This window comes from Corallococcus sp. CA054B (genome assembly GCF_003611625.1).
Lineage (GTDB): Bacteria > Myxococcota > Myxococcia > Myxococcales > Myxococcaceae > Corallococcus > Corallococcus coralloides.
This window is the reverse complement of record NZ_RAVY01000110.1, coordinates 18,699-32,903: the sequence shown is the minus strand read 5'-3', so window position 1 is coordinate 32,903 and position 14,205 is coordinate 18,699. Positions and strand designations below refer to the sequence as shown.

At 71.1% G+C, this 14,205-nt stretch carries 11 protein-coding genes and 1 pseudogene; 9 read left to right on the top strand and 3 right to left on the bottom strand.

Annotated features, from left to right (window positions below; genetic code table 11):
* The 3 genes and pseudogenes from D7V80_RS24610 to D7V80_RS24600 form a co-directional block, all read left to right on the top strand.
* Positions 1-340 (top strand): annotated as a pseudogene (locus tag D7V80_RS24610) (DUF3592 domain-containing protein); the annotation flags it as partial.
* 84 nt (positions 341-424) lie between these two features.
* Positions 425-2,164 (top strand): N-acetylmuramoyl-L-alanine amidase, encoded by a 1,740-nt coding sequence (locus D7V80_RS24605; RefSeq protein WP_120590487.1) that lies wholly within the window; start codon positions 425-427, stop codon positions 2,162-2,164.
* A gap of 23 nt (positions 2,165-2,187) precedes the next feature.
* Positions 2,188-5,754, top strand: coding sequence for a DEAD/DEAH box helicase (locus tag D7V80_RS24600; protein ID WP_120590486.1), 3,567 nt, complete (start codon positions 2,188-2,190; stop codon positions 5,752-5,754).
* Positions 5,755-6,092: 338 nt separating this feature from the next.
* On the opposite strand, the gene thiD is transcribed toward D7V80_RS24600, so the two are convergent.
* The 3 genes from thiD to D7V80_RS24585 form a co-directional block, all read right to left on the bottom strand.
* The gene (gene thiD / locus D7V80_RS24595) at positions 6,093-6,902 is read right to left on the bottom strand and encodes a bifunctional hydroxymethylpyrimidine kinase/phosphomethylpyrimidine kinase (RefSeq protein WP_120590485.1); all 810 of its coding nucleotides are present in this window, start codon (positions 6,900-6,902) and stop codon (positions 6,093-6,095) included.
* A gap of 44 nt (positions 6,903-6,946) precedes the next feature.
* Positions 6,947-7,960, bottom strand: a complete 1,014-nt coding sequence (locus D7V80_RS24590) for a hypothetical protein (RefSeq protein ID WP_120590484.1) — start codon at positions 7,958-7,960, stop codon at positions 6,947-6,949.
* 94 nt (positions 7,961-8,054) lie between these two features.
* Positions 8,055-8,792: a TVP38/TMEM64 family protein gene (locus D7V80_RS24585; protein ID WP_120590483.1), complete on the bottom strand. Its 738-nt coding sequence runs from the start codon at positions 8,790-8,792 to the stop codon at positions 8,055-8,057.
* A gap of 316 nt (positions 8,793-9,108) precedes the next feature.
* On the opposite strand from D7V80_RS24585, the gene D7V80_RS24580 reads away from it, so the two are divergent.
* Genes D7V80_RS24580 through D7V80_RS24555 form a run of 6 tightly spaced genes read left to right on the top strand, consistent with a single transcriptional unit; the run spans position 9,109 to position 14,179 of the window.
* Positions 9,109-9,555 (top strand): general stress protein, encoded by a 447-nt coding sequence (locus D7V80_RS24580; protein WP_120590482.1) that lies wholly within the window; start codon positions 9,109-9,111, stop codon positions 9,553-9,555.
* Between the two features lie 39 nt (positions 9,556-9,594).
* Positions 9,595-9,933 (top strand): hypothetical protein, encoded by a 339-nt coding sequence (locus D7V80_RS24575; RefSeq protein WP_014396923.1) that lies wholly within the window; start codon positions 9,595-9,597, stop codon positions 9,931-9,933.
* Positions 9,934-9,965: 32 nt separating this feature from the next.
* Complete coding sequence (locus D7V80_RS24570; RefSeq protein ID WP_120590481.1) at positions 9,966-11,201, top strand: sodium:proton exchanger; 1,236 nt, start codon at positions 9,966-9,968, stop codon at positions 11,199-11,201.
* Positions 11,198-12,496, top strand: coding sequence for a cation:proton antiporter (locus D7V80_RS24565; RefSeq protein ID WP_120590480.1), 1,299 nt, complete (start codon positions 11,198-11,200; stop codon positions 12,494-12,496). The genes D7V80_RS24570 and D7V80_RS24565 overlap by 4 nt, the downstream gene beginning before the upstream one ends.
* Before the next feature lie 52 nt (positions 12,497-12,548).
* Positions 12,549-13,169: an L-threonylcarbamoyladenylate synthase gene (locus D7V80_RS24560; RefSeq protein ID WP_120590479.1), complete on the top strand. Its 621-nt coding sequence runs from the start codon at positions 12,549-12,551 to the stop codon at positions 13,167-13,169.
* Positions 13,170-13,192: 23 nt separating this feature from the next.
* Positions 13,193-14,179, top strand: coding sequence for a hypothetical protein (locus D7V80_RS24555; RefSeq protein ID WP_120590478.1), 987 nt, complete (start codon positions 13,193-13,195; stop codon positions 14,177-14,179).
* Positions 14,180-14,205 lie beyond the last annotated feature (26 nt).

Below are 14,205 nucleotides of genomic sequence, written 5' to 3'. Positions count from 1 at the left end.
GTTGCCCTGGGGCCTGGGGCTGGGGGCGCTGGTGGCCCTGGGCGGCTTCGCGTGGGAGGTGCGGCGGCTGTGGCGCCGGGAGGTGGTGCCCCTGCGCCTGGGCGCGCTGGTGTGGCTAACCCCGGACGATGGCTACCTGCCGGAAGGGAAGGGCGAGGCCGTGTTCCCCGCGCACTTCTTCCGCCAGGACGTGAAACACGCCGTGCGGGCGCGCTGCCGCCCCCAGCGGGCCCCGGTGCGCAATGGCGGCAAGGTGCTGGCCGCCGTGGTGCCCTCCGAGCCGGGCTGGTGCCGCGTCATCGACGAGGAGCTGGCGCGGACGCTGGGCTGGGTGCGCTGACGGACGGACAGGTGGGGTTGAAAAGTTGCTGGCCCCCGGAGGCCGTGTGACACACGCCTGTAGCTGCAACATCCGGAGGCTTCCATGCGCGTACGCTTCTCCTACTTCGTGCTGCCCATGCTGCTCCTCACGGCCCCGAGCGCCGTCGGAGCCGGCAAGCGCAACGAAGCGGAGGAGGCGTACCAGCAGGCCCGCCGCGCCTACTACGCGCTGAAGGACGACGCGTCCCGCCGCAAGCTGCGCCACCACTGGCTCAACGTCGCGCACCGCTTCGAGGCCGTGGCCACGCGCTTCCCCAAGAGCGAGCGCGCCCCCGACGCCCTCTTCACCGCGGGCGACCTGCTCCAGGAGCTCAGCCGCATCTCCTTCGTGGACGGGGACCTGCAGGCGGCCATCGCGGACTACTCGAAGCTGGTGGAGGCGCACCCGAAGCACCGGCTCGCGGATGACGCGGCGCTGGCGCTGGCGCGCATCCACGTCAACCGCCTGGACAAGCCGGAGGCGGCCCGGAAGATCCTCAACGAATCGCTGGCCACCAACCCCAAGGGCGACCAGGCCAAGGAGCTGAAGTCGCTGCTGGCCTCGCTGCCCCCGCCCAGCAAGACGCCGCCCGCGAAGCCCACGGTGAAGCCGCTGCCCCCGGTGTTGAAGTCCACGCCGGACACCGCCGTCGCCGCCGCGCCCCCCAGCTCGCCGCTGGTGGATGCCATCTCCAAGCTCGCTCGCGAGCCGTCGCCGTCGCGCCTGGATCCGACCGTCCCGGCCTCGGGCTCCGAGACCGCTTCGAAGGACTCCACGGCGAACATCGTGGACGCGCCCACCGTCGCCGACGCGAAGGCTCCGGAGGCGGTGGCGTCCTCGCACGGGACGTCGCAGCCCTCGAAGCCGGAGGCCCGCGTGGAGGTCCCGGCCGTGGCGTCGAAGGCTCCGGCTCCGGTGGTGGACACCACTCCGGTGGCTCCGAAGCCGGCCGCGCCCGTGGCGGTGGCGTCGAAGGCGGAGACGAAGCCGGCTGCTCCGGAGGCTCCCCGCCCGGTGACGGCGCCGGTGGACGCGCAGGTGGCCCAGGCCCGGCTCAAGGCGGTGGCGAAGCAGTCCCGCCACGCGGAGCTGACGCTGGCGGAGCAGTTGGGGCTGAAGGTGCGTCGCGTGGTCATCGACGCGGGCCACGGCGGCCATGACTCCGGCGCCATTGGCAAGGCGGGGACGAAGGAGAAGGACGTGGCGCTGGCCATCTCCAAGAAGGTCGCGGACGGCCTGCGGGAGAAGGGCCTGGAGGTGGTGCTCACCCGCGACGACGACACCTTCATCCGCCTGGAGGACCGCGCGAAGCTGGCCAACGAGGCGCACGGCGACCTGTTCATCTCGGTGCACTGCAACTCGGCGGCGACGCACAAGCTGCGCGGCATCGAGACGTACACGCTCAACACGTCCGCGGACCGCTACTCCATCCGCCTGGCCGCTCGCGAGAACGCTTCCTCCGAGAAGGGCATCAGCGACCTCCAGTTCATCCTGGCGGACCTGGCCACCAAGGCGAACACCGAGGAGTCGAGCCGGCTGGCGAACGCCGTGCAGCACAACCTGGTGACGGGCCTGGCCGGCAAGTACGACGGCATCAAGGACCTGGGCCACAAGGAGGCGCTGTTCTACGTGCTCCTGGGCGCGAAGATGCCCGCCATCCTGGTGGAGACGTCCTTCCTGTCCCACGCGGAGGAAGAGAAGCGCCTGGCGTCCGAGCGCTACCAGGACGACGTGGCGAAGAACATCGTGCTGGGAGTGGAAGAGTTCCTCGGTGATCGCCGCCGCATGGCCAAGGTAGATTGACGCGTTCGTCGTCGTCAGTCCCCATGGCCGAGCAGTCCCCTCCGTCCAGCCCCAAGCCGGCTCCCCACGCGCCCCCGTTCCAGACGGAGGCGGAGCTGCGCGCGTGGCTGCAGGCAGAGGGCCTGGAGCACCTGTGGCGCCTGAGCCTGGCGCTGCTCACGCCCCGCGTGGAGGCCGCCTACCTGCCGCAGGTGCGCGCGGTCATCTCCCGCCGCAGGCTGGTGGAGCTGCTGGCCCAGGACTCGCTCGACCGCTGGACGGCGGAGATGCTTCCCACGCCGCGCATGCGGGACCTGCTGCCGAAGCTCGCCTGGCGCCACGTGGAGGACGAGCGGCATGGCGCCATCGAGGCCCGGGGCTCCGTCGCGGAACGGCTGGAGCCCCCCGCGGACATCCGCACGCACGCGGTCCACGGGCTGCTGGTGGCCTGGCGCGCCCGGGTGCCTTCGAGCGTCGCGCCGCGGCCGGAGCGCGCGCTGCCGCTGGAGGCGCTGGTGGAGGAGCCGGACCTGCCGGGCTTCCGCCTCAAGGAGACGCGCGTCTCCGAGCTGCCCGTGTCCCCGGCGGGCTCGGGCTTCATCCTCGCGGAGGCGCGGCTGACGTTCAGTCCGTCCAGCGTGACGGCGGACTGTACGTGCGGCGCCACGTTCTGCGTGCACCAGCTGGCGGCGGCGGACACGGCGCTGCTGTGGCTGCGGCAGCGCTGGACGGAGGACTTCGGAGAGACGCTGGAGGAGCTGGTCCGTCCGGCGTGGGCGCGGACGCTGCGGGCGCTGGAGCGGGCGGTGGAGGAGAGCCCGGGCGGCGGCGGAGGCGTGGAGATCTCCTGGCGGCTGGACGTCATCGAAGGGTACGGCGTGGAGGTCGCGCCCTACGTGCACCGGCGCACGAAGAAGGGCCAGCGCACGCCCGGGACGAAGGTCAGCCGGCGCAAGCTGCTCCAGGAGCACGGCTCGCAGCTGAGCCCCGCGGACTCGCGCATCGCCGCGCTGCTGCCCGACGGCACGGCCCCCGCGTCTCGCGCGCTGCTGTTCGAGCTGCTCGATCATCCGCGCCTGTCGCTGGAGGGCACGCAGGACATCCCCGTGCGCATCGAGCGCGAGAAGGTGGGCCTGGTCGCCGAGGACCGGAGCGGCACCGTGATCGTGAACGCGGGCGTGGACGGCACCGTGCTGCCCACGCCACTGCTGGAGCGCGTGCGCAAGGCGAAGCCGGAGGACGCGGTGTTCCTCTGGGACGACGGGACGCACGTGCTCACGGTGCTGGACGTGAGCCCGGAGGTGCGCGCCATGGCCACGGTGCTCCAGCGGCACGGCAACGCGTTTCCCCCGGAGAGCCACGGGGCGCTGCTGGAGCACCTGTCGAAGCTCTCCGGACGCCTGCCCGTGTCCATGCCCCGCAGCGTGATGGGGGAATCCATCGCGCCGCAGCAGCTCCCGGTGCTCCGGCTGGAAGGACAGCCCGGGGGTGGGGTGCGGCTGGAGCTGCGGCTGCGCGCGCTGCCGGACGCCCCCGCGTTCCTGCCCGGCAACGGGTCTCGCGACGTGCACGTGCGGCGCGACACGCGGTCCTTCCACGCGGTGCGCGACTTCGGGCGCGAGCTGGCGGTGGCCGAGGCGCTCCAGGCCCAGCTGCCCTTGAAGACGGCGGAGCCGCAGGAGCTGCCGTTCTGCTTCCTCTTCCACAGCGCGCAGGGCGGGCTGGCGGTGCTGGCCGCGTGCGCGGACATGGAGCCCCGGCCGGAGCTGGAGTGGGTGGGCGCGTCCATGCGGCTCATGTCCAGCCGGGGCGCGGCCGACCTGAAGGTCATCCTGGAGCGCAAGCGCGAGTGGTTCGGCGTGATGGGCGGCCTGTCCGTGGAGGGCGAGCGGGTGGAGCTGGCGCGGCTCCTGGACTCGGCCCGGCGCAGGGAGCGCTTCGTCCAGGTGGACGCGCGCACCTGGGTGGAGATCGAAGCGGCGCTGCGTGAGCACCTGGAGCGGCTGGCGGATCACGCGTACCTGTCGAAGCACGGGCTGGAGGTGGGCCCGTCCGCGGCGGAGGCCCTGACGGCGCTGGGCACCGCGGGCGCGCACATCGACGCGGACGTGTCCTGGAAGTCGCTGGTCGAGCGCATCTTCGCGGCGAAGGAGCTCAAGCCCCGGGTGCCCGCGACGCTCAAGACGGAGCTGCGCGACTACCAGCTGGAAGGCTTCCGCTGGCTCACGCGGCTGGCGTCGTGGAACGCGGGTGGGGTGCTCGCGGACGACATGGGCCTGGGCAAGACGGTGCAGGCCCTGGCGGTGCTCCTGGAGCGCGCGAAGCACGGGCCCGCGCTGGTGCTGGCCCCCACGTCGGTGGCCTTCAACTGGCGGGACGAGGCGAAGCGCTTCGCGCCGTCGCTGAAGGTGACCCTCTTCTCCGACTCGGAGGACCGGGGCGGCACGCTGGAGCGGCTGGGGCCGCGGGACGTGCTGGTGATCAGCTACGGCCTGCTCGTGCGCGACATCGAGCGGCTGGCCGCGCGGCGCTTCTCCACCATCGTCTTCGACGAGGCCCAGGCGCTGAAGAACGCAGGCACGCAGCGCTTCCGCGCGGCGCGGGCGCTCCAGGGCGACTTCAAGTTCGCGCTGTCCGGCACGCCCATGGAGAACCACCTGGGCGAGCTGTGGGCGCTCTTCGGCATCGTCTTCCCGGGGCTCCTGGGCAGCCTGGAGGCGTTCCGAAGCCGCTTCGCCGTGCCGATTGAAAAGCAGGTGGACCCGACGGCCGGTCCCGCGCTGGCCCGGGTGCTCCAGCCCTTCCTCCTGCGCCGCACCAAGGCGCAGGTGGAGGCGCAGCTGCCGCCGCGCACGGACGTGCACGTCCCCGTCATCCTGTCCCCGCCGGAGTGGACCCTCTACGAGGACGCGCGCCTGGCGGCCCTGTCCGACCTGGAGATCCGCAAGTCGAAGATGAAGGACCAGGAGCGGCGCATCGAGGTGCTGGCGGCGCTGACGCGGCTGCGGCTGCTCGCGTCGCACCCGCGCCTGTACGACAAGGCGTCCAAGCTGGAGTCCTCCAAGCTGGAGCGCTTCATGGAGCTCATCCAGGAGCTGCGCGAGGAGGGCCACCGTGCACTGGTGTTCAGCCAGTTCACGTCCCACCTGGCGCTGGTCCGCGAGGTGCTGGACGCCCAGGGCGTCGCCTACGAGTACCTGGATGGTTCCACCCCCGCCGGCGAACGGGCGGAGCGCGTGCGGGCCTTCCAGGAGGGCGACGCGCCCCTGTTCCTGATTTCACTCAAGGCGGGCGGCTTCGGCCTCAACCTGACGGCCGCGACCAGCGTCATCCACCTGGACCCCTGGTGGAACCCCGCCGTGGAGGATCAGGCCTCCGATCGCGCCCACCGCATTGGCCAGCAGCGCCCCGTCACGGTCTACCGGCTGGTGGCGCGCGGGACGATCGAGGAGCAGATGCTCTCGCTCCATGAGCAGAAGCGGGCCCTGGTGGCCGGCGTGCTGGAGGGCAAGGACGCCGCCGCCCGCCTGTCCACCCAGGAGCTGCTCGGGTTGCTCGCGCAGCGGCTGCCGGGCATCGACGGGCTCGATTCCGACGCGACGAAGCACTGAACGGTCTTTCCCTGGTTTTTCGCGGGGCCGTTCGTTCGCCTGAACAGGCACTGAACAGACTTTTAGCCATTTCCGCCGCACCCCAGACTGAACGGTCGAGCAGTCCTGGGGTTCTGATCGGCCATGCCTACATGAAACAGTGATCAGGTGGGAGGAGCGCGCCGTTTGTCGGCGGACGATTGCCGCCAGGACCTACCTCCACCTCCCCGATCAGGACCGCCATACCCACATGATCGCGCCTTCAGTGGGTCGCGGCATACCCAATGAAACATGTGTCAAGTAAATACATGTTTCATTGCCGCCGTGTCTGCGATTACATGCAATCAATTGCATGTATTTCATTCGTGAATCAGCGGGAAGAAGTGGCCGATCGGGCCGTTCCCGTGGCCCACGGCGAGCGGGTAGCGCAGGGCGGACGTGACGTACTCCTTCGCCAGTCGCACGGCCTCCAGCGGTGAGGCGCCCAGCGCGAGCCTCGCGGCGATCGCGGCGGACAGCGTGCAGCCGGTGCCGTGCGTGTTCGGCGTGTCCACGGGGGCCACGGACAGCGTCTCCATCCGCGTCCCGTCGAACCACACGTCCGTGCCGCGCAGCGCGCCCGGCATGCCGCCGCCCTTCACCAGCACCACGCGGGAGCCCAGGGCGTGGATGCGCCGGGCCGCCTCGCGCATGTCCTCCAGCGTCTGGATGTCCATGCCCGCGAGCAGCTTCGCCTCATGGCGATTGGGCGTGAGGATGGCGGCCAGGGGCAGCATGCGCGAGCGCAGCGCCTCCACCGCCTCATTGTCGATGAGCTGCGAGCCCGCGCGGGACACCATCACGGGGTCCACCACGACGGGGCCCAGCGACACGCGGGCCAGCTGCTCCGCCACGGCCTCGATGAGGGGGCGCTGGGCCAGCATGCCCACCTTGACCGCGTCCACGCGCATGTCCGACGCGACGGCGTCCACCTGCGCGGTGACGGACTCGGGCGGGAGCAGGTCCACGCGCGTGACGCCTCGCGTGTTCTGCGCGGTGATGGCCGTCACGGCGCTGGTGCCGTGCACGCCGTGGAAGGAGAAGGTGCGGAGGTCGGCCTGGATGCCCGCGCCACCGCCGCTGTCCGAGCCGGCGATGGTGAGGGCGGTTGCGACAGGGAAGGGCTTCATGGGCGCGGCATCCTAGCCGCGCCCCGGCGCCTGGGGCCCTGGAACTAGAACTGGTTCTGCCGGGCCTGGTCGAAGTCCACGCGGTGCTTCAGGTACAGCGTGTCCAGCATGTGGTTGCTGAGGGGGTTCAGGTTGCCGTCGGTGAAGCGGTGCACCACCGCGCCCCTGCCCGCGTCCTTCAGGAAGGCCAGCGGATCCACGTCGCCGCCCAGGCCGGTGAGCGTGGGCACGGGGTCCGCGTTGTTGACGTAGTGCACGTACCGCGGGCCGTCCGGGTACTTCGTGGACGCGGCGCCGAAGGTCTCCACCCGCAGGTGGCTCAGCTTCGCCTCCACCTGCGCGGGGGACAGCCCGTCCTCCACGCGCAGCCGCCTGGCCACGTCGTTCAGCGCGCGCGCCGTGATGAGGCCGCCCTGGCTGTAGCCCACCAGGTGCACGTCGCGGCCGGCCTTCAGCTCCGAGTAGAGCGTGTCCGCCAGCGTGTCCACGGCGGGGTTCTTGCCCTTGTCCAGCTTGTCCGTCACGCACTGGCCCAGGTCCTTCACCAGGCCTTCGGTCGCGTTGTGGATGCCCACCACCTTCGCGCCGGAGCTGTTCGCCAGCGCCTGCATCTCGTTCACCTGGCCCGCCGTCGGCGTCATGATGCCGTTGACGTAGAGGATCGTCTTGTCCGGGTTCGGGTTGTTCTTCGGCGTGATGCCCGGCACGTCCCCCAGCTTCGTCGTCGCCGGGAGCACCTTGCCGCCCGCGCCCACGAACATGCCGTCCTGCGCGCGGTCCGGCTTCGCGCCGCCAAAGAGGCTGGTGATCTCCTTCACCGTGGTCGCGTTGAAGACGTTCGCGCCCATCTCCACGAAGCGGGGGATGTCCTTGATGCCGCCCACCGCCGCGTCGATGAGGCCGCCCAGCAGGTTCTTCTGCTGCGCAGGCGCCTGCTCGAAGGAGGACTTCTGGAACGCGGGCTGGTGCGCCACCGGCTTCTTCGCGAGCGGCTCCGCGGCCGTCTTCGAGGCGGAGGACGGCACGGCGAGGGAACGGGTGCGGTCGATCGTGCTCATGGGAACCTCCAACCACCGGGGGCAGTGGGTCTGGGGAGGTTATCCGCTTCGGGCCCGCGAAGTTGCGCCCCCTCGCGTCATGGCGCTCAGCGCTTCACGACGTGGATGTTGAAGTCTCCGGCAGGCCGCGGGGGGCTTCCGCTTCGGGCGTGGGCACTTCCACCGACGCCTCGTTGACCTCCTTGTAGAACCGGCGGCCGAAGATGACGCCCAGCACCAGCGACACCACCATGCCCACGGCGGACACGGCGGTCATCACCGTGCGGCCCTGCGCAAGGCCACTGCCGAACTGCGCGGTGAGGAAGGTTCCCGGGATGGTGCCCAGCATCACGCCCAGCACGGAGGGCCAGAAGCGCGCGCCGCTCGCCGCTCCGGCGATCAGCATGATGTCCGTGGGACACAACGGATTGAGGCACGCCAGGAACGTGAACTGGAAGTCGTGCCGCCGCGCCGCCTTGGCGATGGCCGGGTACTTGCTGCCGCACAGCCGCTGCATGGGCCGCGTGCCCAGCTTGCGAGCAACGAAGTAGAGCAGGGTGGCGGACAGGAAGCTGCCCGTTAGTGAATAGAGGGTGGCGGCGAGGGTTCCGAACATCATCCCACCCACCGCGGTGAGGACCTGCCCGGGCAGGAGCGTCAGGGGACGCACGGCCAGGAAGGCCACGTACGCCAGGGGCGCGTAGTCGCCCAGGGGGAGCAGCAGTTCCCGGATGGTGCGCTGATCAATGAAGTCCGGCCCCAACAGCCGGAGCATCACCAGACCGCCAATGGAGACGACCATGGGCGCGAGGATCCGCAACCAGGTCTTCAGCCCACTCCTGACGCTCGCCAAGAAACCCTCCCCCACACCCGCCAGACCGATGTGTCAGGCGTTGCGCACAAGGTGGGATCCGAGCAGGGAATCGGCAACGTGGGCTGAACTGTTGTGAACAACGAGAGCGTCCTGCCGGGCAATCACCCGTCCCGTCCGGATGCCCAGCAGGCCTGACAAGCGCGCGAAATCCTTGGGGATTATGCATGCAATGTCAGGAGAGAACGGCTGGCGGTGTACGGAGCTTGCTTGCATCGGGGCGCTTCCGTCCCAAGGTTTCAGGCAAGGGACACCAAGGCGCGGACGGGGTTGGGCAGTCACGAGAGGAGACACGGACATGTCGGACAAGGACAACAAGGGCAGCATGACGGTGGCTGAGGCCGGGCGTAAGGGCGGCGAGACGGTCCGCAACGAGCGCGGTCGCGAGTTCTACGAGACCATCGGCCGCAAGGGCGGAGCGACGGTGAAGGCCGAGCGCGGACGCTCCTTCTATGAGGAGATCGGCCGCAAGGGCGGCGAGACCGTGAAGGCCGAGCGCGGCGCGAAGTTCTACGAGGAGATCGGCAAGAAGGGCGGCGATCGCGTCAAGGCCACCCGCGGTCCGAACTTCTATGAGGAGATCGGCCGCAAGGGCGGGCAGAAGGTCAAGAAGCTGATTGAAGAGGGCAAGCGCGCCGCCCGCGCCGCCATGGAGAGCCAGGCCGGGACTGCCCCCGCGTCCGAGGGCACCTCCGCTCCGGCGGCGACGCCGGAAGAGCCCGCGCAGCCGGGCGGCAACGAGTAACGTGGGACAGGAAGCGCGGTCTTCCGGTATGACGGCCGCGTGTACCTGGTCATCACGTTCCTCGAACAGGTGGAGACGACCGAGCGGGCGATCCGCCGGCTCCGGGAGTTCGGCATCCCGGAACCCATGGTCATCCGAGCGCGCAGCGCCGCCGCGGCCCTGTCCGCGGAGGTCCCGGTGTTCGCCGGGCTGCGCAGCCTCGCGCTCGGCGCGGATGAGGACCGCATCATCCTGGTGAGCGTGCTGCCGGCCCTCCCGCAGGAGGAGCTGGATCGCATGCTCCAGCGCGTGCAGCTGGAGATGGACGCGGACGACCCACCCATGGGTCGCTTGGTGGCCCTGCCCGTCCTGGCGGCGCCCACGCATCGGCGTGGATGACGCGCGGGGGCGCACGGGTGTAAGCACGTCGCGTGCAAGCGCTGCTCGTCTTCCTCATCGTCGCGGCGTTGTCGCTGCTCGCGTCCAGCCGGTCGATCCTGGATCCGGGCCGCTTTCCGGCGCTGGCGCAGCTGGCGGCCAGCGGCTTGTTGTTCCTCATCTTCGGGGCCTTCCTGGGCCCGTCCCTCCTGGGCGTGCTCACCGCGCGCAACCTGGAGTCGCTGAGCCCGCTGGTGGCGCTGGGGCTGGGGACGGGGGGCGTGCTCCTGGGGCTCAACCTGGAGCCCCGGCTGTTGCGGCTGCTGCCCCGGCCCGTGTACGCGGCGGCGGTCGCGCACGCGGGCACGGCGTTCCTCTTCGTCGCGCTGCCCCTGTCCGTCCCGCTGCTGTTGTCCATGGGCTTGAGGCCCATGGTGGCGGTGGGCGCGGCGGCGCTCCTGGGCGCGGCGGCGAGCCTGTCCTCCGGCCACTTCGCGGTGCTGGGCTACCGCAACGGACGGATGGAGCGGGCGCGGGGCCTGGGCGTGGCGCTGCTCACGATGATGGACGACGCGGTGGGCCTGGGCGTGCTCGCGCTGGGCCTGGTCCTGGGCGTCACCGGCAACGTGGCGGAAGGGCTGGGCCTCCTGGGGCTGGCGCTGCTCCTGGGCGTGGCGTGCGGGGCGCTCCTGGCCTTCCTCACGTATTCGCTGAAGGACCTGGCGGAGCAGACCACCGTGACGCTGGGCATGGTGGCGCTGGTGGGCGGCGCGGCGGCGTACCTGCGGCTGTCGTCGCTGCTCGCGGGCGTGGCCTGCGGCGCGACGCTGGCGCTGATGGGCGGGCGCACGGCGGAGCGGGTGGCGCGGGCGCTCTCGCGCGTGGAGCGCCCCACGTACCTGGTGCTGGTGTTCCTGGTGGGCAGCCACATCCAAGCTCGCGACGTGTCCGCCTGGGCGCTGCTGCCCGCGTTCGTGGGGCTGCGCTTTCTGGGCAAGGTGCTGGGGGGACGGTTCGCGCAGCGGCTCACGGCGGGCGTGCTGGATCTGCCGCCGCGCTTTGGCTACGCGCTCATCTCCCAGGGCGGCCTGGCGCTGTGCCTGGTGGCCGAGTACGTGCTGCTGGTGCCCGGCTCGCTGTCGCAGCGGGTGCTGGACGTGGTGGCGGTGGGCGCGGTCGTCAACGAGATGCTCGCGCACGGGGCCTTCCGGCACATGCTGTCCGCGGAGCGCAGGGCCACGGCCTCGCGGGACACGGCTTCCGCGAGTGACGCGGGGGTGGCGGCGTGAAGGGGTCCATCTTCCGGTTGCTGCTGCTCATGGGCCTGCTGGCGGCCATCACCCAGGCGCAGGTGGTGCGCGCGGACGCGGGCACGCCGGTGCTGCTGGCGGCGGGTGCGCTGCTGTTGTGCGGCCTGTTCGCGGGCAAGGTGGCCAAGGGCATGGGCCTGCCGCGCCTCACCGGCTACCTGCTGGTGGGCGTGGCGGTGGGGCCGTACGCGCTGGGCTTCATCCCCAACGCGGGCGTGAAGGGGCTGGAGCTGGTGAAGGGGCTGGCGGTGAGCCTCATCGCGCTCGTCGCGGGCACGGAGCTGCACCTGGGGCTCATCCGCCGGGTGGGCGCGCGCGTGGCGCTGCTCTGCGCGGCGGTGTGCGGGGTGACGTTCGCGGTGTGCTTCGGGGCGACGTTCGCGCTCAAGCCCGTGCTGCCGTTCCTGACTCCCATGACGGTGCCGCAGGCGCTGGCGGTGAGCGCGCTCATGTCCACGGTGGTGGTGTCGTTCTCCCCCACGGTGACCATCGCCATCGTGCAGGAGACGTCCGCGCGAGGCCCCTTCACGGAGTTCCTGATGGCGCTGGTCATCATCGGGGACCTGTTCGTGATGGTGGCCTTCGGCCTGGCGGCGGGCATCACCCGTGCGACGTTCGGCGACGGGTTGGACGTGGCAGCGCTGGTGGGCGGGGTGGGGTGGGAGCTGTTCGGCTCCGTGGCGGTAGGGTGCCTGCTGGCGGTGGCCATGCTCCTGTACATGCGGGGCGTCAACCGCGAGCTGCCGCTGTTCCTCGTGGGCCTGTCGTTCGCGGCGGCGGAGGGCGGGGCGCGGCTGCACCTGTCGCCGCTGCTGGTGTCGCTGGCGGCCGGGGCGCTCATCGCGAACCTGGACGAGCGCGAGGGCCGGCGCATCCACCACGCCATCAACCAGGCGGGCCTGCCGGTGTTCGCGCTCTTCTTCGCCGCGGCGGGGGCGGGGCTGAAGCTTGACGCGCTGGTGACCGTGGGGCCGGCCGCGCTGATGCTCGTGGCGCTGCGCGGCCTGGCCATCTGGGGCGCGTGCCGCAAGTTCGCGCCCGCGGAGGACCCGCGCCTCAAGCGCTTCCTGTGGATGGGGCTCATCTCCCAGGCGGGCGTGACGTTCGGACTGGCGGCGCTCGTGTCGCGCACCTTCCCGACCTTCGGACCGCAGGTGGAGGTGCTCATCATCGCGATGATCACCGCGCACGAACTGGTGGGGCCCGTCCTCACCCGGCGCGCGCTGCTGGGCAGTGGCGAAATCCGTGCGGAGGAGGCGGGCAGCGGCGCATAGTGGGGGCACACCCCCACACCCCGGGGGTGGCCTCTCCCAGGAGCCCTCCGTCATGCCCGCCGCCGTCGCTCCCATCCTCGAGGTGGACGTGGATCACCCCTCGCCCCGCCATGTCGCACGCGCGGTGGAGGTGCTGGAGAAGGGCGGCCTCATCGCCTACCCCACGGACACGTACTACGGGCTCGGCTGTGATTTGAACGCCAAGAAAGCCATTGAGCGGCTGTACCAGCTCAAAGGCCGCGACAAGAAAAAGCCGCTGTCACTCTTGTGCCCGGACCTGTCGGACGTGGCCCGCTACGCGCACGTGAGCAACTTCGCCTACCGCGCCATGAAGGGGCTCACGCCAGGGGCCTTCACCTTCATCCTGGAGGCCACGCGCCTGGTGCCGGAGGTGATGATGACGAAGCAGAAGCAGGTGGGCCTGCGCGTGCCGGACGCCGCCTTGCCCCGCGAGCTGGCGAAAGCGCTCGGCCGCCCGCTCATCACCACGTCGGCAACCCATACCGACGGTACGGTTCTTTCTGACGCACGGGACATCAAGACGGCGCTGGGGCATGGGCTGGATTTGATCCTGGACGGAGGTGTCACCTTGAACGAGCCGTCCACGGTGGTTTCACTGATAGGCGATACGCTTGAAATCCTGAGGCAAGGCAAGGGTAGTCTGGAGTCCTGAAATCCTTTCCAGAGGGGGAAGTCTTGGCCGAGGGGGATCTACCAGCAACGCCTGTCGTCGACTCACCGGAGCGGGTGCCGGGCGCGCTCGCGCTGCTGGGCCTGTTGGTGTTCCGGCCCATTGATTTGCATTACCGGCTGCGCGAGGCGGGCATCCGCGCGCCCGCGGGCCGCATCGGGCAGCTGTGGCGTGAGCAGGCCGAAGGCGGCCGCGCCGCCGGGGCCTTCGTGGCGCGGATGCTGCTCCTGCTCGTCGTATTGTCGCCCGCCCTCACGGTGCTCGCGGGGCTGGGGCTGCGGCTGATGGGCGTGCCGATGCGGGGCGTGTACCTGGTCTCCGCGGCGCTGTGCAGCGCGGTGGGGCTGGTGGTGGCGCTGGTGTCGGGGCTCGCGTCCGGGGTGCTGCTGGGCTCGCTGGCGAGCGTGTCCATGCTGGCGGGGCTGCACGCCACGGCGGGCGGCGCCTTCGGTCCGGAGCACGGAGGCGGGGCGGCGATGACGGTGGGCCTGTGCCTGGGCATCGTGTCCGGCCTGTCCGCGGGGAGCATTGGCGGCCTGTCCAACGGGCGCGGCCCGTCCGTGCGCAACGTGCAGGTGGCGGCCATCGCCACGAGCCTGGTGCCCATGCTGGTGTGGAGCAGCGCCTCCACGGTGTCCTTCGCGGGCGCGGTGGCGGCGAGCGCGCTGGTGGCCTTCCTGACGTGCGCGTTCCGGCTGCCGTTCTACGCGCTGGAGGTGCTGGCGCAGGCGGTGGCGTACGCGGTGGAGCGCTTCACGGGGAAGCCCACGCTGCGCTGGGTGCCGGTGCGGCATCACAACCTGAGCTACCTGCCGCACCCGTTCCTGAGCCGCCACCTGGCGCTGGCGGTGCGCTCGCGGCCGGCGGAGGTGCTGGCGGTGGCGGACGCGTGCCTGCGCTCGCCTGGGAACATCCTGGTGGGCTGGCCCTGGGTGGTGGAGGCGCTGGAGCGCGCGCACGCCCAGGAGGCCTCGGCGGAGCCCCAGGCCTGAAGGAGCCTGGGGGCCGCCGCCGGGCG